The organism is Nocardioides sp. L-11A, from assembly GCA_029961745.1.
GTDB lineage: Bacteria > Actinomycetota > Actinomycetes > Propionibacteriales > Nocardioidaceae > Nocardioides.
Genome location: CP124680.1, coordinates 1,374,519 through 1,396,830, shown reverse-complemented (window position 1 = coordinate 1,396,830; position 22,312 = coordinate 1,374,519). Strand labels below are relative to the sequence as shown.

28 protein-coding genes are annotated in these 22,312 nt (G+C 69.8%); 16 read left to right on the top strand and 12 right to left on the bottom strand.

Features of this window, described 5'->3' with window-relative positions:
* Positions 1 to 74: 74 nt before the first annotated feature.
* Positions 75 to 530, top strand: a complete 456-nt coding sequence (locus tag QJ852_06580) for an SRPBCC family protein (GenBank protein WGX98103.1) — start codon at positions 75 to 77, stop codon at positions 528 to 530.
* Positions 531 to 535: 5 nt separating this feature from the next.
* Here the strand turns inward: QJ852_06580 and QJ852_06575 are convergent, their stop codons facing one another.
* Positions 536 to 1,405, bottom strand: a complete 870-nt coding sequence (locus QJ852_06575; protein ID WGX98102.1) for a LysR family transcriptional regulator ArgP — start codon at positions 1,403 to 1,405, stop codon at positions 536 to 538.
* Positions 1,406 to 1,485: 80 nt separating this feature from the next.
* On the opposite strand from QJ852_06575, the gene QJ852_06570 reads away from it, so the two are divergent.
* Positions 1,486 to 2,103: a LysE/ArgO family amino acid transporter gene (locus QJ852_06570; protein WGX98101.1), complete on the top strand. Its 618-nt coding sequence runs from the start codon at positions 1,486 to 1,488 to the stop codon at positions 2,101 to 2,103.
* Positions 2,104 to 2,106: 3 nt separating this feature from the next.
* On the opposite strand, the gene QJ852_06565 is transcribed toward QJ852_06570, so the two are convergent.
* Together QJ852_06565 and QJ852_06560 are read right to left on the bottom strand one after the other, a co-directional pair.
* The gene (locus tag QJ852_06565; GenBank protein ID WGX98100.1) at positions 2,107 to 2,586 is read right to left on the bottom strand and encodes a (2Fe-2S)-binding protein; all 480 of its coding nucleotides are present in this window, start codon (positions 2,584 to 2,586) and stop codon (positions 2,107 to 2,109) included.
* Between the two features lie 10 nt (positions 2,587 to 2,596).
* Positions 2,597 to 4,960 (bottom strand): molybdopterin-dependent oxidoreductase, encoded by a 2,364-nt coding sequence (locus QJ852_06560; GenBank protein ID WGX98099.1) that lies wholly within the window; start codon positions 4,958 to 4,960, stop codon positions 2,597 to 2,599.
* A gap of 98 nt (positions 4,961 to 5,058) precedes the next feature.
* On the opposite strand from QJ852_06560, the gene QJ852_06555 reads away from it, so the two are divergent.
* Positions 5,059 to 5,274, top strand: coding sequence for a hypothetical protein (locus QJ852_06555; protein WGX98098.1), 216 nt, complete (start codon positions 5,059 to 5,061; stop codon positions 5,272 to 5,274).
* Here QJ852_06555 and QJ852_06550 read toward each other — a convergent pair.
* From QJ852_06550 to QJ852_06540, 3 genes are all read right to left on the bottom strand, one after another.
* Positions 5,219 to 5,800, bottom strand: a complete 582-nt coding sequence (locus tag QJ852_06550) for an AAA family ATPase (GenBank protein WGX98097.1) — start codon at positions 5,798 to 5,800, stop codon at positions 5,219 to 5,221. The genes QJ852_06555 and QJ852_06550 overlap by 56 nt on opposite strands.
* Entirely contained in the window at positions 5,800 to 6,441 is a 642-nt protein-coding gene (locus QJ852_06545) for a hypothetical protein (GenBank protein ID WGX98096.1), read from the bottom strand. The genes QJ852_06550 and QJ852_06545 overlap by 1 nt, the downstream gene beginning before the upstream one ends.
* Positions 6,442 to 6,509: 68 nt before the next feature.
* Entirely contained in the window at positions 6,510 to 7,817 is a 1,308-nt protein-coding gene (locus tag QJ852_06540) for a DUF222 domain-containing protein (protein ID WGX98095.1), read from the bottom strand.
* 62 nt (positions 7,818 to 7,879) lie between these two features.
* Here QJ852_06540 and QJ852_06535 point away from each other — a divergent pair, with 62 nt between their 5' ends.
* Positions 7,880 to 8,599 (top strand): hypothetical protein, encoded by a 720-nt coding sequence (locus tag QJ852_06535; GenBank protein WGX98094.1) that lies wholly within the window; start codon positions 7,880 to 7,882, stop codon positions 8,597 to 8,599.
* Here QJ852_06535 and bfr read toward each other — a convergent pair.
* The 3 genes from bfr to QJ852_06520 all read right to left on the bottom strand — a co-directional run bounded on the left by bfr (position 8,596) and on the right by QJ852_06520 (position 9,643).
* Positions 8,596 to 9,084 carry a bacterioferritin gene (bfr, locus tag QJ852_06530; GenBank protein WGX98093.1) on the bottom strand — a complete coding sequence of 163 codons (489 nt, stop codon included), beginning with the start codon at positions 9,082 to 9,084 and terminating at the stop codon, positions 8,596 to 8,598. The two genes, QJ852_06535 and bfr, sit on opposite strands and share 4 nt — an antisense overlap.
* A gap of 109 nt (positions 9,085 to 9,193) precedes the next feature.
* On the bottom strand, positions 9,194 to 9,397 hold the full coding sequence (locus QJ852_06525) for a (2Fe-2S)-binding protein (GenBank protein WGX98092.1): 204 nt from the start codon (positions 9,395 to 9,397) through the stop codon (positions 9,194 to 9,196).
* Between the two features lie 93 nt (positions 9,398 to 9,490).
* Complete coding sequence (locus QJ852_06520) at positions 9,491 to 9,643, bottom strand: hypothetical protein (GenBank protein ID WGX98091.1); 153 nt, start codon at positions 9,641 to 9,643, stop codon at positions 9,491 to 9,493.
* A gap of 169 nt (positions 9,644 to 9,812) precedes the next feature.
* Here QJ852_06520 and QJ852_06515 point away from each other — a divergent pair, with 169 nt between their 5' ends.
* Genes QJ852_06515 through QJ852_06505 form a run of 3 tightly spaced genes read left to right on the top strand, consistent with a single transcriptional unit; the run spans position 9,813 to position 11,697 of the window.
* The gene (locus QJ852_06515; protein WGX98090.1) at positions 9,813 to 10,550 is read left to right on the top strand and encodes a GntR family transcriptional regulator; all 738 of its coding nucleotides are present in this window, start codon (positions 9,813 to 9,815) and stop codon (positions 10,548 to 10,550) included.
* Complete coding sequence (locus tag QJ852_06510) at positions 10,547 to 11,389, top strand: sulfite exporter TauE/SafE family protein (GenBank protein WGX98089.1); 843 nt, start codon at positions 10,547 to 10,549, stop codon at positions 11,387 to 11,389. The genes QJ852_06515 and QJ852_06510 overlap by 4 nt, the downstream gene beginning before the upstream one ends.
* On the top strand, positions 11,386 to 11,697 hold the full coding sequence (locus tag QJ852_06505) for a hypothetical protein (protein WGX98088.1): 312 nt from the start codon (positions 11,386 to 11,388) through the stop codon (positions 11,695 to 11,697). The genes QJ852_06510 and QJ852_06505 overlap by 4 nt, the downstream gene beginning before the upstream one ends.
* 14 nt (positions 11,698 to 11,711) lie before the next feature.
* Here the strand turns inward: QJ852_06505 and QJ852_06500 are convergent, their stop codons facing one another.
* Complete coding sequence (locus tag QJ852_06500) at positions 11,712 to 12,467, bottom strand: hypothetical protein (GenBank protein ID WGX98087.1); 756 nt, start codon at positions 12,465 to 12,467, stop codon at positions 11,712 to 11,714.
* Between the two features lie 117 nt (positions 12,468 to 12,584).
* Here QJ852_06500 and QJ852_06495 point away from each other — a divergent pair, with 117 nt between their 5' ends.
* The 4 genes from QJ852_06495 to QJ852_06480 all read left to right on the top strand — a co-directional run bounded on the left by QJ852_06495 (position 12,585) and on the right by QJ852_06480 (position 16,175).
* Complete coding sequence (locus tag QJ852_06495; protein ID WGX98086.1) at positions 12,585 to 13,964, top strand: recombinase family protein; 1,380 nt, start codon at positions 12,585 to 12,587, stop codon at positions 13,962 to 13,964.
* Positions 13,961 to 14,461 carry a hypothetical protein gene (locus QJ852_06490; protein WGX98085.1) on the top strand — a complete coding sequence of 167 codons (501 nt, stop codon included), beginning with the start codon at positions 13,961 to 13,963 and terminating at the stop codon, positions 14,459 to 14,461. Before QJ852_06495 ends, QJ852_06490 begins: the two co-directional genes overlap by 4 nt.
* A gap of 130 nt (positions 14,462 to 14,591) precedes the next feature.
* A complete protein-coding gene (locus tag QJ852_06485) occupies positions 14,592 to 14,819 on the top strand; it encodes a hypothetical protein (GenBank protein WGX98084.1) in 228 nt (75 codons plus the stop codon).
* Between the two features lie 969 nt (positions 14,820 to 15,788).
* Positions 15,789 to 16,175 carry a hypothetical protein gene (locus QJ852_06480; protein ID WGX98083.1) on the top strand — a complete coding sequence of 129 codons (387 nt, stop codon included), beginning with the start codon at positions 15,789 to 15,791 and terminating at the stop codon, positions 16,173 to 16,175.
* A gap of 169 nt (positions 16,176 to 16,344) precedes the next feature.
* Here QJ852_06480 and QJ852_06475 read toward each other — a convergent pair whose 3' ends face one another.
* Both QJ852_06475 and QJ852_06470 read right to left on the bottom strand, forming a co-directional pair.
* Complete coding sequence (locus tag QJ852_06475) at positions 16,345 to 16,530, bottom strand: hypothetical protein (protein WGX98082.1); 186 nt, start codon at positions 16,528 to 16,530, stop codon at positions 16,345 to 16,347.
* A 54-nt stretch (positions 16,531 to 16,584) separates the two neighbouring features.
* Positions 16,585 to 16,842 (bottom strand): hypothetical protein, encoded by a 258-nt coding sequence (locus QJ852_06470; GenBank protein WGX98081.1) that lies wholly within the window; start codon positions 16,840 to 16,842, stop codon positions 16,585 to 16,587.
* A gap of 571 nt (positions 16,843 to 17,413) precedes the next feature.
* Here QJ852_06470 and QJ852_06465 point away from each other — a divergent pair.
* From QJ852_06465 to QJ852_06445, 5 genes are all read left to right on the top strand, one after another.
* A complete protein-coding gene (locus tag QJ852_06465; GenBank protein ID WGX98080.1) occupies positions 17,414 to 18,058 on the top strand; it encodes a hypothetical protein in 645 nt (214 codons plus the stop codon).
* Between the two features lie 542 nt (positions 18,059 to 18,600).
* Entirely contained in the window at positions 18,601 to 19,224 is a 624-nt protein-coding gene (locus QJ852_06460; protein ID WGX98079.1) for a hypothetical protein, read from the top strand.
* Positions 19,225 to 19,813: 589 nt separating this feature from the next.
* On the top strand, positions 19,814 to 20,434 hold the full coding sequence (locus QJ852_06455) for a hypothetical protein (protein ID WGX98078.1): 621 nt from the start codon (positions 19,814 to 19,816) through the stop codon (positions 20,432 to 20,434).
* Positions 20,431 to 21,576: an XRE family transcriptional regulator gene (locus QJ852_06450; protein ID WGX98077.1), complete on the top strand. Its 1,146-nt coding sequence runs from the start codon at positions 20,431 to 20,433 to the stop codon at positions 21,574 to 21,576. The genes QJ852_06455 and QJ852_06450 overlap by 4 nt, the downstream gene beginning before the upstream one ends.
* A gap of 309 nt (positions 21,577 to 21,885) precedes the next feature.
* Positions 21,886 to 22,245 (top strand): hypothetical protein, encoded by a 360-nt coding sequence (locus QJ852_06445; protein ID WGX98076.1) that lies wholly within the window; start codon positions 21,886 to 21,888, stop codon positions 22,243 to 22,245.
* The last annotated feature ends 67 nt before the right edge of the window (positions 22,246 to 22,312 follow it).

Here is a 22,312-nt window from a genome sequence, read left to right as displayed (position 1 = left end):
ACGTAAAGATCTCCGGCGACTACGGTGCCCATCAATGCGACCGACCGGTCGCACAGATCAACCGGGGAGGACCCATGGACCAGCAGCTCGAGGACTCGATCGCGATCGACGCGCCCCCGGCCCGGGTGTGGGCACTCGTCAGCGACGTGCGGCGGATGGCCGAGTGGAGCCCGCAGGTCACCTCGACCCGGCTGGCCGAGGGCGCCGAGCTCGGCGAGGGCGCGGCGTTCACGAACCGCAACCAGCACGGCGAGCTGGAGTGGACCACCCACGCCCGGATCGTCCGGTTCGCGCCCGAGGAGGAGATCGCCTTCCGGGTCGAGGAGAACTGGGCCGTCTGGTCCTTCCACCTCCGCGCCGAGGACGACGGCACCCTGCTCACGCAGCGCCGCAGCACGCCCGACGGCATCTCCGACCTGTCCCGCGAGCTCACCGAGGGCTTCCTCGGCGGCATGGACGTCTTCACCACGGCACTGCGCGAGGGCATGCGGCAGACGCTGACGGGGATCAAGGCCACCGCGGAGGCCTGACCGGCTCAGCGCAGCCCCGCGCGCGCCGCGCGGCGCACATCCTCGCTCAGCGCCACCAGTGCCGGGCTGTCGAGGCGCCAGCGCTGCCAGAAGAGCGGGACGACGACCGGGCGGGCGCCGGGCAGCCGGACCACCTCTCCCGCCGCGAGGCTGTCGGCGAGCTGCGGGTCGAGGAGCATCCCCCAGCCGAGGCCGGCCCGGATCGCCTCGTGGAAGGCGGCGGTGCTGGGCACCCGGTGCACGACGGCCGGTCGCCCCGCGCCGTGGGCGGCGAGCAGGTCGTCCTGAAGGTGGTCCTTCTCGTTGTAGACGACCAGCGGCATCGCCGCCCAGTCGACGCCCCGGCCCCGCCGGTGCCGCTCGACCAGCCGGGGCGCGGCCGCCGCGGTGTAGCGGATGCCCCCGATCCGCTCCACGATGCAGCCCTGCACCGGCCGCGGCTCCCCCGTCACGGCAGCCAGCACCTCGCCGCGCCGCAGCAGGTCGTCGGAGTAGGCCTGGTCCTCGAGGTGCAGCCGCAGCGCGGTGCCCGGCCGCCGCGCGACCGCGGCCAGCACCGGACGGAACCAGGTGGCCAGCGAGTCGGCGTTCACCGCGACCGCGAGGTCGACGACGTCATCGCCACCGAGACTCGCGGCCGCCTCGGTCCCGAGCAGCCGCAGTTGGCGGCCGAGCCGCACCAGCGGCTCCCCCGCCGGCGTCACGGTCGCGGGCGTCGTACGGCGCACCAGGACCTGGCCGGCCGCCTGCTCCAGTGCCCGCACCCGTTGGCTCACCGCGCTGGGCGTCACATGGAGGCGCCGGGCCGCGGCCTCGAAGGTCCCCTCCTCGGTGATCGCCACGAGCGTCTCCAGCTGGGCGGGGTCGAAGCGCATTCCCTCAGGTTAAGTGACGCTTAGGTTCCTGCAGGAACATTCGCTGGCCTTCACGTGGAGCCGATCCTAGGTTCGACCGTGTGCTCGCTCCCACCGTCGCCGGCCTGCTGACGACGGCGTCCCTCATCGTCGCGATCGGAGCCCAGAACGCCTACGTCCTACGCCAGGGGCTGCTCCGCTCCCACGTCGGGGTCGTCGTACTGATCTGCGCGGCGTCCGACGCGATCCTGATCGCGGCCGGCATCGCCGGCGTCGGTGCCCTCGTCGACCGGGCGGGCTGGGCGCTCGTGCTCGTGCGCTGGCTGGGCGTCGCCTTCCTGCTCGGGTACGCCGCCGGCTCGCTGCGCCGCGCCGCGCGGCCGGAGTCGCTGGCGGTGGTCACGGGCGAGGGCGGCGTCGAGAGCCGCCGCGGCGTGGTCACCCGCACGATCCTGCTCACCTGGCTCAACCCGCACGTATACCTCGACACCCTCCTCCTCATCGGCTCCGTCGCCGCCGCTCACGACGGCGGCGAGCCCGCCGGCCGCTGGTGGTTCGGGCTCGGGGCGGCGGCGGCGAGCGTGCTGTGGTTCTGCGGGCTCGGGTTCGGGGCCCGGCTGCTCGCCCCCCTCCTGGCGCGTCCGCGCGCGTGGCAGGTCGTGGAGCTGTGCATCGCGGCGACGATGGTCCTGGTCGCCGTGAGGCTCGCGCTGGGCTGAGCACTACATGTGCTCGGCCCCGGCCCTGATCGCGTCCCGGATCCGCGGGTAGGTGCCACACCGGCAGACGTTGCGGATCGAGTCGAGGTCGTCCTCGGTGATCGCGCGGCGCTCGGCCCGGACCCGCTCGACCAGCGCGACCGCCGCCATGATCTGCCCCGGCTGGCAGTAGCCGCACTGCGCGACGTCGTACTCCAGCCAGGCCTCCTGCATCGGGTGCAGCCCGGCACCGGGGGCGGTGTCGGCGAGACCCTCGATCGTGGTGATCTCGTCGTCCGGCCCGATCGCCCCGACCGGTACGGCGCACGGGTTGAACGCCTTGCCGTTGATGTGCGACGTGCAGGCCTTGCAGACGTTGATCCCGCAGCCGTACTTGGGTCCGGTCACGCCGAGGACGTCGCGCAGGACCCAGAGGATGCGGACGTCGTCCTCGACGTCGACCGTCACGGTCTCGCCGTTGAGCTGGAAGGTGTGCGTGGGCATGACGGCGACCTCAGGAGACGTGGTCGAGGCCGTTGACCGGCGACTCGGGAACGGAGGGGACGAACGGCTTCGGCTCGAAGTGGAGGGGGTCGTGGAAGTTGATCGGGAACTCCGTGGGCATCGTCCCGGTGGCCCGGGCGTAGGCGCAGGCCACCGCGGCCATCGACGCCGCGACGCCGGCCTCGCCGATACCGCCGGGCTCCCTGCGGTCGGAGTCGAGCACCTCACAGCGGAAGTCGAAGGGCGTGTTCCACTGCCGCGTGTAGGCCGAGTTGTCCCAGCTGGCCTCGAGGAAGTGGCCGTCGACGAGGTGGTTGCCGTAGCTCAGCGCCTGGGCCAGCCCGTCGGAGAAGCCGCCCATCATCTGGGCCTCGATGCCCAGCGGGTTGATGGCGAGTCCGCAGTCGACCACGACGGTCGCCCTCGTGACCCGCGGGCCGGTGACGGCGTCGCGCACCGTCCGGTTCACCGTCTCGGGCCGGCAGTCGATCTCGACCAGGACGGCGGTCGCCCCCTTGTACTCCTTGTGGATCGCGATCCCCTGCGCGGTGCCCGCGGGCATCGCGCGGCCCCACTCGCCCAGCTCGGCCGCCCGCCGCAGGACCCGCTTCACGATGCCGCTCTTCGCGTACCTCAGCCGGAACGCCACCGGGTCCAACTTCAGCTTGGCGGCCAGCCGGTCGACGATCAGCTCGTTGGCGCACCGCACGTCGGGTGAGTAGATGTTGCGCACGGAACTGGTGTTGAACCTGTCGACGTCGTAGTTCGACTCGTTGAGCAGCTGGGTGACGACCCCGAAGTCATAGGGCAGCTCCTGGCTCAGCAGGAACACGGTCTCGGAGAACCCGAGGTTGCCGAGCCCGGTGGGCAGGGCGGCGACCTCCGCGGTCAGCCGCTCGCCCAGGCCGTGGGTGAAGTCCGTCGACACCGAGGTGTGCCGCTGCTCGAAGCTGATGACGCTGCCCAGCAGGACCGTGGCCCGGATCCGCGAGGTGGCCATCGGGTGCACCCGGCCCTGCCGCGGCTCGTCGGCCCGGTGCCACATCAGTTTGACCGGCGCGCCGAACGCCTTCGAGGCGTGCGCCGCCTCGATCGCGGCGTCGCTGAACAGCTTCCGGCCGAACGAGCCGCCGCCCTGGACGACGTTGACGGTCACCCTGCCCTGCCCCATGCCGAGCGCCTTGGCGACCTTGGACTGCGCGTCGATCGGCGACTTGAGTCCGCCCCAGATGGTGGCGGAGTCGGCGCGCACGTCGGCGATCGCGCAGTTGGGCTCGAGCGCCGAACCGCTGCGGAAGTGGAAGACGAACTCGCCCTCGACGGTCGTCGCGCCGAGCTTGGGCACGGCGAGCGGCAGCTCGGCCCGGCGCAGCTGCTTGAGGATGTCGGCCGACGACCGGCCCGCGACCGTGCCGGCGTTCCACCCGACGTCGAGGGCGCGCACGGCGTCGATGCACTGCCCGAAGGTGCGCGCGCGGACGGCGACCCCGGTCGGGATGATCGCGACGTGGGTGACGCCCGGCATCGCCTCGACCGCCGCCTGGTTGCGGACCTCCTTCGCCGTGCCGTTGAGGTCTGGGGCACGACATACCATGGTCGGCAGCGCGCCCGGGACGTCGAGGTCCATGGCGAACCGCTTGCGGCCGGTGACCGCGTCCCGGGCGTCGACCCGCCGCTGCGGCGTACCGACGATCGCGTGCTCGGACTCCTCCTTGAGCTCGACCCGCACCTGGCGCGTGGTCTCCGGCGCGGCGAGGACCGACGCCTCGCCGTACGTCAGGGTGTTGCCGAGCAGGTCGGCGATCACCCCGCCCTTGACGGTCAGGGTCGTGACCAGCGCGCCGAGCTGGATCGCCGCCGCGTCGAGCAGCGCCTTGCGGGCCACGGCGGCGGCCACCCGGATCGGGGTGTACGTCGAGATCGTCGTGTTGGAACCGCCGGTCAGCTGGTTGAACAGCAGTTCCCGGCGCGCCGGGGCCAGCGTCACGTGCACGCGGTCGAGCGGCAGGTCGAGCTCGTCGGCGATGATCATCGCCGTCGAGGTCGTGATGCCCTGTCCGACCTCCATCCGCGGCAGCGCGAAGTGCGCGTCGCCCCGCTCGTCGATGTGGATCGCGATCAGCGCCGAGGTCGGCAGCGCGCAGTGGGTGAGGAAGTCGTTGAGGTCGTAGAGCTCCGGGACCTGCGGCACCGACGGGATCGGCAGGCCCGCGGCCTGCGCCGGCGCGGCGCCGAGCGCGAGGTCGGCGGCCACGACGAGGCCGGTCCCGCCCAGCACGTATCCGACGAAGGAGCGGCGGCCGATTCCGACAGTGGAGGGTGGTCCGGCGTTCGGTGGTGCGGGCGCGCCGGCAGGCCCGAGTGACTTCCCCATGACTGACTCTCCCGAGATGAGATGACGGTCACCCCAGGACAGCAGCAGAAGATTGGCCGAAGGTTGGTCCGCCCGGGTCGCCGAGTAGCCTGCAGGACGTGGACCAGGATCGCTACGGCGCGCGACCGCGCTGGCAGAAGCTGCTGCTCGGCCTGCCTCCGGCGGTCCTCCTGCTGCTGATCGGCGGCTACTGGACGCTGCTGTCGTGGGGCGTCATCGGCGACACGAAGTCCGAGACGTTCTCGGTCATCGGGCCGATCATCGCCGGGTTCGGCGTGGCCCTCGGCTGGGTCGTGCTGCAGCGCCGCCACTGACGGCGTCGAGGAACCGCGCGACGTCGCGGCGGGTGCGCAGCCGGTGCCAGGCCGGGCCCGTTCCCGTGGCCTCGCCCATCGCCGTGGCGTACCGCTCCCGGGTGCCGCGGTGCGTCGTCCAGGCCCACCACACGACGGAGTCCGCGCCGCGCCAGAACATCAGGCCACGCCAGGTCTCTCGGTTGCCCGACCACAGCTCCTGACCGGTGGCCGCACGGCGTGCGGTGCGACTGATCGACTGCCACATCGCCCGCCAGCGGGGCGGGTCCAGCCAGACCACGGTGTCGGCGCGCTCCCAGACCTGGGTGCCGAGCTTGCTCTGGTAGTTGCCGTCGACGACCCAGGCCTCACCGGCGGTGGCGAGCCGGGCGCGCTGCCGGAGCTGCTCGGCCGTGGCCGGCGTCCAGTCCGGTCCCCAGAACAGACTGTCGAGCTCGACGTACTCGACCTCGAGGGCCGCCGCGAGGCGGCGCGCGAGCGTCGACTTGCCGGACCCGGAGCTGCCGACGACGGAGACCCGGCGCATCAGCCGGCCCGCACGTGGGGCGTGATCAACGCGGTGCGCACCGATATGCCGAGATCCCGGTGTCGCAGGGTGGTGATCCGCCGGCCGGGCTGCACCGCGTCCTTCACCGGCGACGTCCGCCCACCGAGCAGCGCTGCCGCGGCCTCGATGTCCACCACCGTGTGGGTCAGGCCCCACAAGGTCGACGGTTCGTCTCCGGTCTCGTCGGGTGAGCCGACGACCTCGAGGATCACCTCGCCGAGACGGAGGAACAGCTGTCGCACCGGGGCCCCGGCGAGAAGGCCGTCCCGCTCCCGGCGTACGTCGAGCCCGATCGCCTCCAGTGCGGCCCGCGTCCGGGCGACATCGGGCGAGAGCAGGACGACGTGGTCGAGGTGCGTGACCCCGTTGGCGTGGGTCGCGGGCGTGGACGGTGGCGTCACCGAGGACGCCGTCGGAACGCCGTCCACGTCGGTCGCGGCCGCGTCGCCGGGCAGGTCGCGCAGGGACCAGCCCACGATCCCGGTGCCGCGCGCGCGGCCGACCAGGCGGATCCGGACGCTCCCGACCCGGCAGGTGCCGTCGTCGTCGACAGTGAACCCGGCGTCGCGCCAGGCGTGCGGAGGGTCGGCGACGTGGATCTCGTCGAGGGTCACGGCCACGCTCCGACCCTAGCGACGGCGCGGCCCGGTCAGGCCGAGACCGTGCGTGCGCTCACCCGTGGCGGCGGTCAGGCGGCGGTGTGGTCGAGGACGAAATGGGTGACCATGATGTCGGTGCGGGTGGGTGTGTCGTCACCGGTGGTGGGGGTGACCCGGCGGGTGCCGGTCGGGTCGATGAGGTAGTGGGCCCCGTAGGGATCGCGCCAGATCACGATCCCGGGGAACGGATGTCGCACCTGCCAACCGGCGTGGGTCTTGACCCGGTGATGGGTACGCGTCAACGGCCCCAGGTTGCCGATGCTGGTCGGCCCGCCCTCGCTGTAGGGGACCGCATGGTCCAGATCGACGTCGCGGGTGGTGTTCGCAGCGTAGGGGAACACGTCGGCGGGGTGGATCAGGTGCACCGCCTCACGCAGCCGGGCGGGGATCTCGTAGGCATCGACCGGTGCCTGGCCAGGTAGATCGATGACGGGGGTGATCCGGGTCCTGGCTCCCGCCTCACCGAGCAGTCGCATCATCCGGGCGATGGTGACCGGGCCATGGCCCTCCAACCGGGCGATCGGGGAATCGGCGTACAGGTGCAGGTACACCGTGGCCCGGACCTTCACCGGCCCGACCGAGAGGTCCAGGTCGGCGTGTGCGGTGGGATTGAGCAACAACGCAGCCGCGGCGACCCGACGGTCATTCACGGCCGCGTCCGGCTGCTGTTCTTTCAGTTTCTCCGCGACCGCGCTCACCGCGGCATCGATCCCCGCGATCGTGACCGCGTCCGCCTTGATGGTGAACGTCGCCATCCCGTGCCGGTTGACCCGCGACATGCGAGCACACCGCTCTTTCGCCGCAGCCTCCTCCCGGGCGCGGGCGAGCTCCGGCGCAGCGGCGGCGACCTTGCCGTCCACCACGGTCTCGAACCGGGCCCACGCCAACCGGCCGTCCGCGACCTCATGGACCTCGGCGTCGACCCAGGCTGCTTCCTCAGGAGTGAGGTCGCGGGTCGCGGCCGCGACGTGGCGGGCATGCGGCACCCGCACGGTGCCGGCCCGGACACCGGCCCACAGCCTCGGGAGGCGGAGGTGGAGGTCGACCGCATCCGCGATCAACCGGCGTGCACCATAGGGGCTGGTCTGGACCCGGGCCCCGAACGCCGCCGCGGCGTGCTCGGTGACCAGCGGCGTGCCAGCCCCACCCACACGACGAGCCCGCGACCGGCCCCGCCGATCATCGACCGGGAGCCGGTCGGGATGGTGCAGCACCGCCCACTGATACGCGGCCTCGAGGATGTCCCGCTCCGCCTGGAGGCGGGCAGCGTGACGGGTCGCGACGAACTCGAGAACCTCACCGGCCGACAAGTCGACCACCGCCCGATCACTGACCATGCCTCACCCCATCAGAGGGGTCCGACACAAAGCCCCGGCTCCCGTGCGGCAGGGTGATACCCGTGACCGGAGGCGCCGTCGAGATCCCCGTTCCCACGCTCGGGGAGAACCCGCAGGGGTTCACGACAGCGACGGTCCTGCTCGCCCCCGACACGCTGCTCACCTCCTGGGTCGAGGGCACCTCCGCGGTGCGCGTCGGCATCCTGGACCTCTCCGACCAGACCTGGCAGCTCCTGACGGGCGTGCGTGGCATGCTGCGCGGCGCCGTCGCGCTGCCCGGCCGGCGGGCCCTGCTGCTCACCGAGTACGGCCTGTTCGAGACGGATCTCCAGACACCCGCGGTGACGCGGAGGCTGACCGCGAGGATCGGCAAGCACAACGACGAGATCCGCCACCAGCACGACGGTCTGGTCGCGATCGGGCAGCAGGCCAAGACCACCGAGGCACTCGTGTCGATCGCGACACTGGAGTACGCCGGGCGGCAGCGCCGTACCCCGGCTCCGGGCCGGTCGATCGAGGTGGCCGCCGCCCGCGCCGGTGTCGCCCGCGTCCTCACCGAGCGCGGTGGGCTGCTGGTCGGCGCCACGAGTCCGCGCCCGGGCGAGCACGACCAGCGCCTCCTCGTCCTGGACGCCGCGCGCGAGGTCGTCGTGTCGGTGGCGATGCCGTGGGGTGTGGCGAGTGCTCATCTGTGGCGCGACGGGCTCGTCGCCGCTCCCCTACGCCTCGGGCGCGGGATCCCGCTCCTGGCGCTACCGGTGCTTCCGGGGCTTCCGGTCTAGGCGGGCCCCTCGCCGGCGGCGACGTGCTGGGCGAGGTACTGCTGGACGCCGACGCGGCCCATCGCGTCGATCTGGCTCTCGAACCAGTCCGCGTGCTTCTCCTCGTCGCGGACCATCTCCTCGAAGACCGCGGCGGTCCCGTGGTCCCCGAGCTGGTGGCACTCCTCGGCCGCCGCGTTGAACTGGGCGACCGCTGCGCGCTCACTGGCCAGGGCGAGGTCGAGCATCTCCTCGGCCGTCTCCCCTACCTGGATGGCATTGAGCCGCTGGACGTTGGGGTGGCCGTCGAACATCAGGATCCGGTTGATCAGGTCGTCGGCGTCGCGCATCTCGTCGATCGAGAGGTCGTAGAACACCTTCCCGAGCTTCGGCAGGCCCCAGTTGTCGAGCATGCGGGCATGCAGGAAGTAGGTGTTGGTGACCGTGAGCTCGAACGTGAGCGCCTCGTTGAGGAGCTCGACGACGCGGGGATCGACTGGCTGCATGACGCACCTCCGGGCGGGGATCCTGCCGCCGATGCTGGCACACGCCACCCGGGGTGAGGACAGACTCAGTTGGCCGGCCACGGCCGGTCCCGACCCTCGGACCCGTCGGTCAGCTCGCGGCGCCGTCCGCCCGCAGGTGCGCGCACTCGCGCTCGTGGTGCTGCTGCACCAGCGCCTTCACCGAGAAGATGCAGGACCCGCAGTCCTGGGCCGCACCCGTCGACCGGCACACCGCGCCGACCGACCGCGCGCCGTCCGCGAGGGCAGCATCGACGTCACGATCCGTGACGACGCGGCACTGGCAGACGATCATGGTTGTAGGTTAGCCGAACCTAAGTCCACTACCGAAGCCGCGTCTCACTCTGCGTCATCGGCCCCGTGGGCGTCGCGAGCGCGGCCCCATCCTTCATTCGGCCGTCCGGAGACGCTCGTCGCCCGTGTCGAAGAAGGTGTCGAGATAGTCGTCGGGATTGAGCTCACTGCTCCGCATCAACGAGAAGACCTCGGCACCCTCGCCGGGCGCGTCGTACATCTCGTAGGACTGGAACAGCGGCAGCACCTCGCCGCCGTCGAGACCCTCGACGTACTCCGCGGCCTCGGCCTCCGCCCTGGCGATCGCCGCTTCCGCGGGCGAACCAACTCATGAGCGGATCGTCGCAGGTCGCCCAAGGGGCCGCGGCCGGACCACGAAGACGCGATTTGTTATAACAACATGATGTAATGGAGCGGTGAGCAAGGACGCCCCTCTCTACGCGCAGGTCGAACGGTCCCTCGTCGCGCGACTCGGCGTGAGTCTCCATCCAGGCGATCGGCTCCCCACCGAAGACGAGCTGATCGCCGAGTTCGGCGTCAGCCGGATCACGGTGCGCCGGGCGATCCAGAACCTCGCCGCGCGCGACCTCGTCGTCACCCGGCGCGGACGGGGGACCTTCGTGACCTCCCCCAGCTTCAGGCAGCCCCTCACCGCCCTGACCGGCTTCGTCGAGGACATGGACGCGCACGGCCTGCCCGCGCGGGCACGCGTGGTCAGCATCGACGAGGTCGTCGCGCCCCCGGAGGCGCGTACGGCGCTGGAGTTGCCGCTCGGAGCGATGGCGACCCGCATCCAGCGCGTGCGCCTCGCGGTCGGGCGGCCGGTGTCCTTCGACGACACCTACCTGCCCGTCGATCTCGGCAGGCGCGTTGCGCAGGACGACCTGGAGAACGAGCAGATCTTCACCCTGCTGGAGTCCCGCCACGGCACGCCACTGGTCGAGGCCGCCTACGCACTCCGGGCGAGTACGGCGGACGCCGTCCTCGCCGATGCGCTGGAGGTCGCCGAGGGAAGCGCGATCTTCCGCGTCGAGCGGACGTCGTACACCCTCGGACAGCGGCCCGTGGACTACGAGGTGCTGCACTATCGCGGCGACGCGATCACCTTCACCACCCGCCTGCCTCGGGCACGCACACCGGGACGGGGGCAGTGAGCCTCGGGCTCTTCTCGGTCCTGTTCGCCGGATCGCTCGCGGCCGGTGCCCTCGGCGGTGCCCTCGGCATGGCCGGAGGCATCTTCGTCGTGCCGCTGCTGACCCTGGTGGCCGGCGCGTCCTTCCCCGACGCGGTGGCGGTCAGCCTCGTCTCGGTCGTGGCCTGCTCGTGCGCCAGCGCCCCTCAGTTCCTCGAGGCGGGCCTGACGAACCTGCGCCTGGCTGTCGTCCTCGAGGTGGCGACCGCCCTCGGGGCGCTGGTCGGCGTGACCCTGATCGGCGCGATCCCTCGCTCGGCGCTGTACGGGATCTTCGCGGTCGTCCTGTTCGGCTCCGCGCTGCAGATGGCGGCCGGCCGCAGCGATCACTCCCGGCCCGCGCCATCGCATCATCGACCTCGGCGTCTGGATGGCGGGTTCACCGAGCACGACGGAAGCGTGGTCACCTATCAGGTGGTCCGGCTGCCCTGGGGAGCGGCGCTGATGTTCGCCGCCGGATCGCTCTCGGCGCTGCTCGGGATCGGGAGCGGCGTCCTCAAGATCCCGGCGATGGACGCGGCCATGCGACTGCCCATCAAGGCCTCGTCGGCCACCGCGAACCTGATGATCGGCGTCACCGCGTGCGGCGCGGCGGCCGCCTACTTGCTCTCCGGCAGACTCGACCTCGACCTGTCGGCACCGGTCGTCCTCGGCTCACTCGCCGGATCGGTGCTCGGAGCCAGGTTCCTCGTCCGCACCGCCGCGCGGTGGCTGCGCGCCGTGTTCACGACCGTGCTGCTGGTCGTCGCCGTGCCCATGGCGGCGAACGCGTTCGGCCTGCACTGGGGAGTCTCGGCATGACCGCGGCTGCGGCGTCCGCCGCCGCGGACCAGGCCCTGGCCGGCCGGATCGCCACTCTGATGCGCGTAGGCACGGCCCTCGCCGCGACACTCCTCGTCGCCGGAGCCGGCCTCCGCCCGATAGGGGCGGCCGGGACCGCGACAGTCCTCCTCGGCAGCGGATGCGGTCTCCTGGTCCTGCTGCCGGTGCTCAGGCTGGTGCTGATGGCGGGCCACTTCGCCCGCCTCGCCGAGAGGTCCTACGCGACGATCAGCCTCGTCGTCCTCGCCCTGGTGATCGCAGCAGTCGTCGTCGGAGTCATGGCCTGAACAGACAGCCGCGCCTACAGATCCGCTACGACGCGGCACTCAACCGTCGGGGCCATCAGCGAGTCCGGGCTCAGCGACTCGCCGAACTGCACCGTGGTACCAGGTGGAATGGGGTCGGTGATCGTAGACGAGGAACCGCCGACGATCTTGTCGCCCCGCAGGTAGATGCAGTCCCACTCTGGGAGTTCAACGACGACCTCGGTGAGGTTCTTGACCTGGGCGGTCAGTTCGTTGCCGTACTCGCCCTTGTTGATCTTCCCACCGACGAAATCGAGGATCGCGCCTTCGCCGCCGAAGGCTCCCCGAGGTCCTTCGTCCTTGACGAACTCACCGACGACCTGGACCTGCAACTCGGCCGGCACCTCGGGTGCCTCGAAGCCGATCTGGAGAGGAGCAACTGGCACGGTCTCGCCCGGAGCCACGTAGTAGACGGTCTCCGACGTCGTGTCCAGGACGTCGCCGTTGGAGCCGACGAGGTTGAACAGCACCTGTACGTCGTAGGCGGCCAGATCCCTATTGGGATTGGTCAGTCGAGCGCCGGCGGACGTGTACCGGGTGCCGATGGAGTCCTCACCCGTCGTGAAGCCGCTGGTGACGACGAAGTCCTCGGCCTCCGCAGCGGCGCTGGCATCTTCCTTCGACGAGGAGTCACCGGAACCTCCGTCGGTTCCGATCACGCGCGAGCCTTCCCCGTCACCTGAGGAGCATCCGACGAGGGCACTGCTGAGAGCGGCGGCGAGCAGCCAGGTCAAAGAAGTGTGAACACGCATGCGCGGCACCGTATTGCACCCACGGGGCCAGCGTGGCCGGAAATCGACAGTCGGAACCGAGCTCACACGTTGAAGCGGAACTCCACCGAATGCTCGCATCGTGCATCACTTTGACCCATGAGCGCAAGCAGCCAGCGCCGCGGCGCGGCGATCTACCTGCGAATCTCCCTCGATCAGACGGGCGAGGGCCTGGCGATCGAGCGGCAGCGCCAGGAGTGTCACCGCATCGTGACCGAGCGCGGGTGGCGGGTCACCAAGGAGTACGTCGACCAGTCGATCACCGCGTCCGATGCCCGGAAGCGACGCCCGCAGTACGACGCCCTTGTCAGGGACTTCGAGGCAGGCCTGTACGACGCTCTCGTCTGCTATGACCTCGACCGCCTCACCCGACAGCCGCGCCAGCTCGAGGACTGGATCGACGCGGCCGAGGGACGGGGACTGGCGATCGTGACGGCCAACGGCGAGGCCGACCTGACGACCGATGCCGGTCGGCTGTTCGCCCGGATCAAGGCTGCGGTCGCGCGGGCTGAGGTTGAGCGCAAGTCGGCACGCCAGACTGCGGCGGCCCGGCAGCGCGCGGCTCTCGGGCGTCCGCCTCTTGGCGTGCGGCTCACCGGCTACCTCCCGACAGGGGAAGTCGTTAAGGAAGAGGCGGCCGTCGTGCGGCGGATCTTCGCGCTGTTCCACGGTGGCGAGTCGCTGCGAGGGATCGTCCAGACGCTCGCGACGGAGGGCATCTCTGCCCGGAACGGCCGGCCATGGAACCCGTCTACGATCCGCGGCATTCTCAGCAATCCCCGCTATGCCGGGCGCGCGGTCTACCGCGGCGCGGAGACGGGCGAGCTCGGCAGTTGGGAGCCTCTCGTCAGCGAGGACGTGTTCCGCGTCGTCAACGCCCGCCTGGCCGATCCCCGCCGCAAGACCGTGCGGCTCGGGACCGACCGCAAGCACCTGGGCTCGGGTCTCTACGCCTGCGGCGTCTGCGAGGGCCCAATCCAGGCATGGTCGGGCGAGCGCTACCGATGCCGCGACGGATGCATCACGCGGTCCATGGTGCCGATCGACTCCCTCGTCCTGGCGGTCATCGCGGAGCGCCTGCGCCGGCCGGACATGGCGGACCTGCTCGCCGCACCTCCGGAAGACGCTACGAACGCCATGGATGCCGTGACGGCCGCTCAGAACCGCGTCGACGCGATCGCGGCCGACTACGACGGCGGCCTGATCGACGGCACCCGGTTCGCCGTGGCGACAGCAAAGGCCAAGGCCGAGCTCAAGACCGCCGAGGGCAGGTTGGCGCAACTGGCACCCAACGAAGCGCTGGCAACCGTGCTCGCGGCACCCGATCCTGCCGAAGCGTTTCTAGGCTCGTCACTCATGGCCCAGCGCGCGGTGATCGGGACGCTGACAACAGTGCACCTTGACCGGGGCACGCGCTACACCAGGACCTTCGATCCGGAGACAGTGCGGATCGGCTGGCGGACGGGAGCGAGCTCGTGAAGGGCGACGAGGTGCTGTTCTCCGTGCTGATCTTCTGCCGCGGTCGCGACGACGACCACGGCAAACGGAACCTCATCACCTTCCACTATGGACGACCCAGCCACGGCCACATCGGACCGGAGAAGCCGGGCCAGATCACCGCACCAGAGCCGATCTGGTGGAGCGAGGACCGCGTGAAGAACGAGCGGCCGATGCGCCTGGGCGAGAGTCGGATCGACAGCCGGCACGGATCGTTGCCGATCGACACCGGTCGACTGTGGTGGCGAGGCACTGATGGGTCCGGCGGTTGGCATCCCGACCAGGTCACGGCCGAGCATCGCGCTTCGGCACATCGTGTCTGGCGTGCCGAGTGCCCCGTCTGCCGGCTGGCCGCGAAGGTGCGCGACGACAAGCTGCTCCCGGTCCTCGAAGTACTACGAGCAGGGACCACGACACGCCGAGTCGCTGAGCTCTCCGTGCTGGCGCTCCGCACTAACCTGCCGAAGCAGCGATCCTAGGTAGGCAGCCTCGCCCGTTCCCAACAGAGGCAGGCGGCCTGTCTGGGGACCGAGACGCGACAGGCGCCCGTGGTACGGCGGTTGATCTGTCCTGCCCACGTGCAGGGCATCTCCGTGAGGACACCGCCCCATGGTCGCTATCTCCGGCGGCACCGCTGCCACCAACGCGCGCGCACGCATCGCTGCCCTCTCTCGGTCCCGGGAGGCCGACGACCCCGAGCTGCTCGACGCGCGTCGGGACCTCCGCACCGCGCAACTCGAAGCGCACATCCGCAAGGTGGTGGACAGCGCTCCCCCGTTGACTACCGAGCAGCGGCAGCGGCTCGCCCTCATCCTCGCCGGCACGAGCCGTGGGTGAGCCCGATCCGGCGACCTGCGACCACAGGAAGTCACCGTGACGGCCCGGACGGACGAGACATACGTCCAGGTGCCGCGGGCCCTGCTGCGGAGCACGTCCTCACCGCTCGACGTAGCTGTGTGGTGCGTCATCGCGTCCTACCGCAAGTGGCGGACGAACGCGACCAGCGAGGCCTACCCGAGCCGTGCGCGGGTCATGGAACGGATCGGCCGCGAGGGCATCGACCCAATGCCGATCAGCCGTGCCACGGATCGGCTGCAACGAGCAGGTCAGCTCAGCAAGCGCCGGGCGTACGTCAACGGAAAGTGGCGGACCTACTACCGGCTACCCAGGCCTGAGCAGTACGTCGAACTGCCCACCGATGTGCTCGACCTCCTACGCGCGAACAACGCGCGGCGGATCACGCCCGAGCTTCTGCGATCGCAGCTCCGCTGGATGGACCTGTGCGGAGGCTCGGGCTGGACCAGGGACAGCCTGAGCCAGTTCGCAGAGACCTTCCCTGGAGCGTCCACGCGGACGGCAAAGGCACACCGAAGCGCCCTCGTGCGGCACGAGCTCCTGCAGGTGGAGACCTGGCCCGGAAAGCGGACTGTGACCCGTGTTCCCTGGCTCTTCACAACCGGGGCAGAATCCCGCTCCCTTGCGGCGTACCCAACGGCAGTGACCGGGGAAGCAATGCGCTCCCGACCGGGGCAGAATCCCGCTCCCGACCGGGGCAGGATTCCGCTCTCAGCCGGGGCAGAATCCGGCTCCGAACCGGGGCAGGATCCTGCTCAAGGAACGACCTCCCGAGGAACGACCTCCCGAGGAACGACCTCCCAGGACCAATCTCCCGTCGATCCAGCCAGCCACCCATCCATTCATGCATCGTCACCTTCCGTATCGGGAGACATCTGCAGATCACCCACTCACTCAGCGTCCAGTTCCGTAACGCGTGGGAGCCGCGAACGATGGCTGGCTGGCGATGAGATGAATGACGGAGACGCGGAGAACCGCCAACTGACGACTGCCGCGACTTCCACCACGACGGCCGGTGGAGGCGAGCAATGCAATGCGCCAACGGAACTGAACGAAGCGCCCACACGGAAGCCGGCGCGCTCCCTGTCCGGGCTGCAGGCCTATCTCCAACGCCTCGACCCCGATGGATGGATGGACGTCTGCGAAGTCGTCGGCCGGGCCCAACACCTTCCCCCCGGCCAGCGGAGAGACCTGAGGGCACTGGAGCTGGTCGTGGCCCAGCTGCCGCAGAGGAACCATGCCCACGCAACCGATGACCAACTGACTGATGCGCTCACGAGCGTCTACGTCGCCGAGGCGCAGTCGCTCCAGGCAACCGATGAGAGGAACAGCGCGTGAAGAAGTACCCATGCGAGCAGTGCAAGCAGCCGTGGACCACGCACACCATCACCAAGAGGTCCAAGGGCGTCGAGTGGGTCTGCCCGCAACCTGACCGGCTGGCCGGACCAAGCAGCAACGATCGGCTGCGTGGCTGACTGGATGCGAGCCGCCGGCGACGGGCGCCGGCTCACCCACGCGGCGGTCCCGCCCACGCGGCGCGCATGGGCACGAGCCAGCCGGCCAAGAAGCTCCTGCGGCGGGCGAGCTCCGACCAGCGCCCACGCGCGCCGACGCACGAGCAGCCCGCCACGAAGTCGACCACCGCGACCACCGCGACGAGCAGCCGGCGGACGAGCAGCTGGGGAACGACCATCGCAACGACGACCAGCCGGCGATGCGCACTCCTCGAGATCGGGCCAGGCCGTCTCTAAAGGCGCTCGACTTCGCCGCGTCCCTTCCTGCGCCATCTCGTGCCCTCGATCTCGAAGGTCATCTCCGTCGTCTCAATGCAGTCGTCCGGGGTGTCTGTGGGGTCGGGGAGGACGAGGCGGAACTCGTGATTCCCGCCGGAAGGGACGCCGCCGGACTCGCCAACGACGAGCCTCCCGAGAAAGGGATGGTCATACACCGGCCGAACAGAGGTGATGGGCATGGAGCCGGTGTTCTGGACGCCGAAGTAGAGCATCGACGGCAGGTCGTGGTGGTACTCGCAGATTCAACCCCTGATCTGGACCGCCCTGGCGGCGGCTCGTAGCCGGGATTCGTGCGCCGCCTCGTCTCGGGCGTGCGCAGCCAGCACGTCGAGACGCGACTGCTCTCCTGAGCGGATGGTGACGACGGCCGCGAGGACCGCAAGGATCGTGCCGACCGCGCCGACCCAGGTTCCGGCTGCCTCGACGGCAGCGATGTCGACGTCACAGCTGCTCGCATCAGCCGAGCATGAGGCCGCCGAGCGCGGCGAAGCCCGCCGTGATGATCGGATGAGAAGCGGCGAGGGCGCCCAGCCGACGGATGCTGGAGGGACGGTCGGGGACGTTACTCACGAGGGGTGAGGCTAGCGGCCCCACCTCGCCGCGAGTCTGGCGTTTTTCGGCAGAGTTCCCGATAGTGAGCGGGGCCGTATCCCCAGCTGTTCGCCGGGGCCGCGCCCCACTCAGAACGGAGTGTAGGCCGGCGTCGGCTCACAGAGGGCTGTCCACTCGACATGCCCCTGAACTCTCGGCGGACGTCGACGGGTCATGCCACCATCGGTCGGCATGAGTGACGGATTGGGGCCGAGCCCGCATTCTCAGGCCATCTTGCGTCTCCTGCGGCGCGGAGACGTCGTTGCGGAGTGGCGGCGGGAGCGCTTCGAACGCGAGGAGCGCCGGGCCGACAAGCTGCAGGAGGCGATCGAGCGCAGGGTCGCGATGGGCGACCTCCTCAACGCGGTGAGGGAGGACGAGCGGCTGGAAGAAATGTTCCGCGTGGCTGTCGACGCAGCGGTCTCGTCGACCTCGGACTTGAAGATCAAACTCCTCGGCGGGGCCGTGGCATCGGGCGCGCTCGTCGACGACACGGCCAAGGTCGATGAGTCGGTCATCCTGCTGCGCCTGGCCACTGAGCTCGAGGTGCTGGACCTGCGCGCGATCGTTGCGATGAGCCGCGCCTCCCGCGAGGAGCGGCACGAGTTGGGTGCTCGACCGGTGAGGTTTCTCGCGGACACGCTCGGGATCGGTCCAGCGATCGCGCGACCGATCCTGAGTCGTCTCGAGCAGCTTGGATTGGTCGAGCGTGTGCCGATCGGCTCGGTCTCCGATGCGTCGCAGGACGGCCGCGAGTACGACACGATCGAGGTCGACTACGACTGGAACCTGACCGACACGGCTGGGGAGCTACTCGACCTCCTGCACGACCAGTAGCCCCATCGAGGCGACCAATCGCCTCCTACATCGCTAGGCCCATCGTCGCTGCGGTCTCGACGACCTCGGCCACTGCGACCGACGACAAGTAGCGCGGCCACTCGGCCACCAGGCGACGAGCAGCCGGGGACGACCACGCCGACCGGGGCCGAACAGCCCGGTCACGGGCACACGCTCACCCACGCGTTGCCCGGCCACGGGCACACGCTCACCCACGCGTTGCCCGGCCACGGGCACACGCTCACCCACGCGTTGCCCGGCCACGAGTTCGACCACGACGGCGCCGAGCAGCCGGCGACGGCGGCGGTGGTGGTCGATGACCTCGGCCACTGCAACGGACGACGAGCTGCCCAGCCACTTGCTCGACTTCGGCGACGGGCGACGTCGGAGAGCGTGCAGTCTCCACGGTTCTCGGGCACGTCCCTTGGCGGGAACGGCGCGGCCAACCTCGCCTCGCCACAGGGCGGAGAGGCGTACTCACGGCGGCGAGTGTCGCCCTAGATCTAGGGCATAGCGGCGCGGCGACCTGGAAGGATCCTCACGTGCATGACTTCTTGAAGAGCGTCCCTGACGTCGCATGGGCCGCCATCGTCACGGGCCTGTTCCTCTTCATACAGAACGTCTTGAACACTCGGCGGGAGGACCGACGTCGCAGGGAGGACGCCGACGAGCGGGAGGCTGACCGCGAGTTCCAGTTGCAGCAAGCCAACCAGGCCAGGACCGATGCGCGTTCCGAAGTCTGGCGCGAAGCGCGACAGGAAGCCCACGAAGCACTTGTCGCAGAACTGCGGAAGGCCAGATGGATGGTCACGTGGCGGCTTCTGAACTTCTCGGAGACCACAGGAAGTTACACCGGCAATCCGGAGGACTTCACCGATGAACTGCTCAGCGAAGACGAGCGGGACGCCTTGGACAACGCCGGCGCTCGGGTCGAAATCATCGGATCGGAGAAGTCGAAGCAGGTGGCGGCGGACGCGCAGTCGGTCATCGCAGCGTTGTATCTCGAGTTCGTTCGGCTGACCTCGATCTTCGACGGCGACCGTGACGGTGATCTTGAAGAGCGGAAGAAGATTCTCGCGGGGATGAAGACGATGACCAGTGATTTGAGGGACAGCATCGAGGTGTACGTCAGCGCGGTCCGTATCGATCTGGGCACGGCTGACTAGGCATCGTCCCGACGCGAGCTCGACCACGGCGACGATCAGCCCGCCCCGAGCAGCCCGCGCAAACTCGACCACGCCACGACCACCGCGACGGACCACGCGCAACCCGGCCAGAGCTCGACTACCGCCACCGGGGGCATCTCCGGGCCGCGAACGGACAGCCAGGATCAGCCGGCCGAACGCTCACGAACTCTGCCAGGAGCATGGAGACCGTCGACGAGCTGCTGACGATGGCGGACCCGGCGAGTACCCCGAGAGGAGGACCGCGACGAGGACCAGGGCAAGCCCGAGCAGCCCCGGCCACGAGCTGGCACGACAAGCCTCGGCACGAGCACCGTGGCTGGCGGCACGCCACCGCATTAGACCCCGCGAACCTCGAGCGGTTCGGCATGAGCCGAGTACGGCACTTCCGGGCGCTCGACTCCAAGCCGCTCGATCACTCGGCCGGGTGGCGTAGGACGCGGTTCCGCGAACCGGCTACGTTGCCTTCAGGAGGACCGCCGCGCCGTGCCACCGGGCCTGGGTTCGACCCACCGAAATCGCAGTGTGACTTTGGCTTGAATATTTTTCACGCCAATGTCACACTAGGGCTATGGAGGCAATGCACCGTCTCGCCGACGAGATCCGCGAGGTGTTCAGCGACCGCGGACACAACATCGACAAGGCCACCAGCCTCGACCCCGCCTTCCGGCGCAGTCGTGGCCCTCAGTCTGCCCTATCTCGCAACCTCGTGCTCGACACGATTGAGGAGACCGCGGGCCGGTTCGGCATCGGCGTAATCCCGGTGTCTGGCGGCGGCTGCGACCTCCAGTTGCTGGTGGACGACGCCGACCGGCGGTTCCGGGTCCGCAAGGCCACCAAGGTCGTCGACGAGGAGACCGAGACCGAGACCTTCGACGTCATCGTCGACTCCCCCGCCATCCTCGACATCACCGACGCCGAGATCGAGTCCCTTTGGCGCCACGAGCGGTGGATCTTCGGCTACACCACCGACGACGGCGGCATCGTCGACGACATCTTCGCGGCCCGCGCCGTACGCGTGACTGGCGACGTGATCTTCAAGCTCGTACTGGCCGACGTGACCCTTCTGGGCCTGGCGGGCTTCTCGCCCGACGGCGACCGGTTCATCCCGGACGACGAGGACGACCTGCCCGGCTTCGACTCCGACCGCGACGACGACACCGGCTTCGCGGCCGGTGGGACCGGAGCATGAGCACCGCGACCACGATCAGCGTCAACGGCGAGCGCCTGCAGCGCATGCGCACCGCCGCCGGCTACTCCCGCACCGAGCTCGCCACCATGGTGGACGTCAGCGCCAGCGCGTTGACTCGGCTCGAAGCGGGGCAGCACGACGTTGACGCTGGCGTCATCGAGAACCTCGCCCGGGTGCTGCACTGCGCGCCCCAACTTCTCGCGCGGCCGCTCCCGGACGTGCTGTTCACCCGTCCATGGCTGCGCGCGTACGCTGACGCGCCGAAGAAGGTCGTCGACCAGCACATCGCGGACACCTTGCTCGCCATCGAGGCGTTCAAGGGTCTCGGGCTGCGACTCGTTCCGGACTCACTGCCGATCTTCCGCGGTGACCTCAACGACGAAGAGGCAATCGACGATTTCGCCGCGACGGTCCGCGAGGCCGCGAGCATCGACATCGACACTCCGATCCCGAACGTCACTCGCGCAGCCGAGCGACTCGGCTGCGTGGTCCTACCGCTGGAGTCCGAGCTCGGGAAGCACCTCGGGATGTCGATGTACGTCGACGGCATCCCCGTGCTTCGAGTCGCCAGGCCTTCCGGCAACGACGGCGTGCCGGGTGATCGACAGCGGTTCACGCTTGCCCATGAGCTTGCCCACCTGACGCTTCACGCCTCGCATCCGGCACCCGACACCACCGAGGAAGCAAAGGCGATCGAGAAGCAGGCGCACCGCTTCGCTGGCGCCTTCCTGCTTCCAGGCGATGCCTTCCTCGCGCACCTCGACGAACTCGGTGGCCGCGCAACTCTCTCGACGCTGACGAAGATGAAGGGACGGTGGGGCGTCGCGATCAAGGCGATGGTGATCCGGCTTCAGCAACTTCATCGGATCGACTCCGACCAGGCACGCAGCCTGTACAAGCAGATCTCGTCACGTGGCATGAACAAGCGTGAGCCGGTCGAGGTCGTGAACGAGCGCGCGATCTGGTTCGCCCGCAGCGCTCGCGATCGGATGGGCGACGGGTTCGAGAGCGCTGCCTCGGAAGCCGCTTTGCTCGACACGATCTTCATCACCTCGTGGATGGCGTGGGAGCCGGTAGCGGAGTCCGCGCCAGTCATCGACCTGGCAGCCCGCCGGGTAAACCGTCGAGGAGCGGCCATCTAGGCCCGAGCCGCTCAACGCTCCGGGCGTGGGAGCACCAGGAACCTCCTGATCGCCGACGGCGTAGAAGTCGGCCTTCACCCGCGTCGTCGTCGCCCTGGTCCCCGGTGGACCGCCCGGAGAACCTCGGGAACCGGGCGTCGGCGTTCTTGCGTCGCCCGGCCCGGTTCTGCACTGTCGGGGACGAGCAGCGGGCGGACGGCGTATGAGCAGCCGCAAAATGCTCGGCCAGGAACCATCCCCGGTGGCTCCTCCCGCGCGTCCGCCTCGGAGACAGGGACGATCCGCCTGGGCTGCTGCGATGCTGGATCCATGTCCGCACACGACGACTACCTAGCTCGACAGGCCATCCGAAGCATCAGCGACCGCACCCGTCTCACCTCCTGCGCTGCGGCCGAGCGCCCGGACCTGTGGGCGCTGCCTTCTGTGCTGGGCCCAACCATCTCGAACACTCGCGCGCTGCTCGTCGTCGACCCGAACGCGTTTCCGAGTCGACCCGAGGAGTATCGGCTCTTGATCGTCGCGGACGATCTCGAGCTGGAGGACGTGAGCAAGTACATGGCAGCTGCCCAGGAGATCCTGGACCGAGAGGTAGAGCAGGGTCACCCAAGTGGGGTCCTGTGGAGGTACCTGCCCGACGATCGCAGGATCGTGGTGTTCTCTCGGCGATAGCGCCATTGGCGCCCAGCCCGTGGCCGGCCGTCTTCAGCATGCTTCGGCGCGCGATACGGTCCGGGAC

What these genes read in the sequence shown, in the direction of transcription:
- QJ852_06580 (WGX98103.1), top strand. Translation starts at nt 75, where the DNA reads ATGGACCAGCAGCTCGAGGACTCGATCGCGATCGACGCGCCCCCGGCC.
- QJ852_06575 (WGX98102.1), bottom strand. Translation starts at nt 1,405, where the DNA reads ATGCGCTTCGACCCCGCCCAGCTGGAGACGCTCGTGGCGATCACCGAG.
- QJ852_06565 (WGX98100.1), bottom strand. Translation starts at nt 2,586, where the DNA reads ATGCCCACGCACACCTTCCAGCTCAACGGCGAGACCGTGACGGTCGAC.
- QJ852_06560 (WGX98099.1), bottom strand. Translation starts at nt 4,960, where the DNA reads ATGGGGAAGTCACTCGGGCCTGCCGGCGCGCCCGCACCACCGAACGCC.
- QJ852_06550 (WGX98097.1), bottom strand. Translation starts at nt 5,800, where the DNA reads ATGCGCCGGGTCTCCGTCGTCGGCAGCTCCGGGTCCGGCAAGTCGACG.
- QJ852_06540 (WGX98095.1), bottom strand. Translation starts at nt 7,817, where the DNA reads ATGGTCAGTGATCGGGCGGTGGTCGACTTGTCGGCCGGTGAGGTTCTC.
- bfr (WGX98093.1), bottom strand. Translation starts at nt 9,084, where the DNA reads ATGCAGCCAGTCGATCCCCGCGTCGTCGAGCTCCTCAACGAGGCGCTC.
- QJ852_06525 (WGX98092.1), bottom strand. Translation starts at nt 9,397, where the DNA reads ATGATCGTCTGCCAGTGCCGCGTCGTCACGGATCGTGACGTCGATGCT.
- QJ852_06505 (WGX98088.1), top strand. Translation starts at nt 11,386, where the DNA reads ATGACCGCGGCTGCGGCGTCCGCCGCCGCGGACCAGGCCCTGGCCGGC.
- QJ852_06500 (WGX98087.1), bottom strand. Translation starts at nt 12,467, where the DNA reads ATGCGTGTTCACACTTCTTTGACCTGGCTGCTCGCCGCCGCTCTCAGC.
- QJ852_06495 (WGX98086.1), top strand. Translation starts at nt 12,585, where the DNA reads ATGAGCGCAAGCAGCCAGCGCCGCGGCGCGGCGATCTACCTGCGAATC.
- QJ852_06485 (WGX98084.1), top strand. Translation starts at nt 14,592, where the DNA reads ATGGTCGCTATCTCCGGCGGCACCGCTGCCACCAACGCGCGCGCACGC.
- QJ852_06480 (WGX98083.1), top strand. Translation starts at nt 15,789, where the DNA reads ATGAATGACGGAGACGCGGAGAACCGCCAACTGACGACTGCCGCGACT.
- QJ852_06475 (WGX98082.1), bottom strand. Translation starts at nt 16,530, where the DNA reads ATGGTCGTTCCCCAGCTGCTCGTCCGCCGGCTGCTCGTCGCGGTGGTC.
- QJ852_06470 (WGX98081.1), bottom strand. Translation starts at nt 16,842, where the DNA reads ATGCTCTACTTCGGCGTCCAGAACACCGGCTCCATGCCCATCACCTCT.
- QJ852_06465 (WGX98080.1), top strand. Translation starts at nt 17,414, where the DNA reads ATGAGTGACGGATTGGGGCCGAGCCCGCATTCTCAGGCCATCTTGCGT.
- QJ852_06455 (WGX98078.1), top strand. Translation starts at nt 19,814, where the DNA reads ATGGAGGCAATGCACCGTCTCGCCGACGAGATCCGCGAGGTGTTCAGC.
- QJ852_06450 (WGX98077.1), top strand. Translation starts at nt 20,431, where the DNA reads ATGAGCACCGCGACCACGATCAGCGTCAACGGCGAGCGCCTGCAGCGC.
- QJ852_06445 (WGX98076.1), top strand. Translation starts at nt 21,886, where the DNA reads ATGTCCGCACACGACGACTACCTAGCTCGACAGGCCATCCGAAGCATC.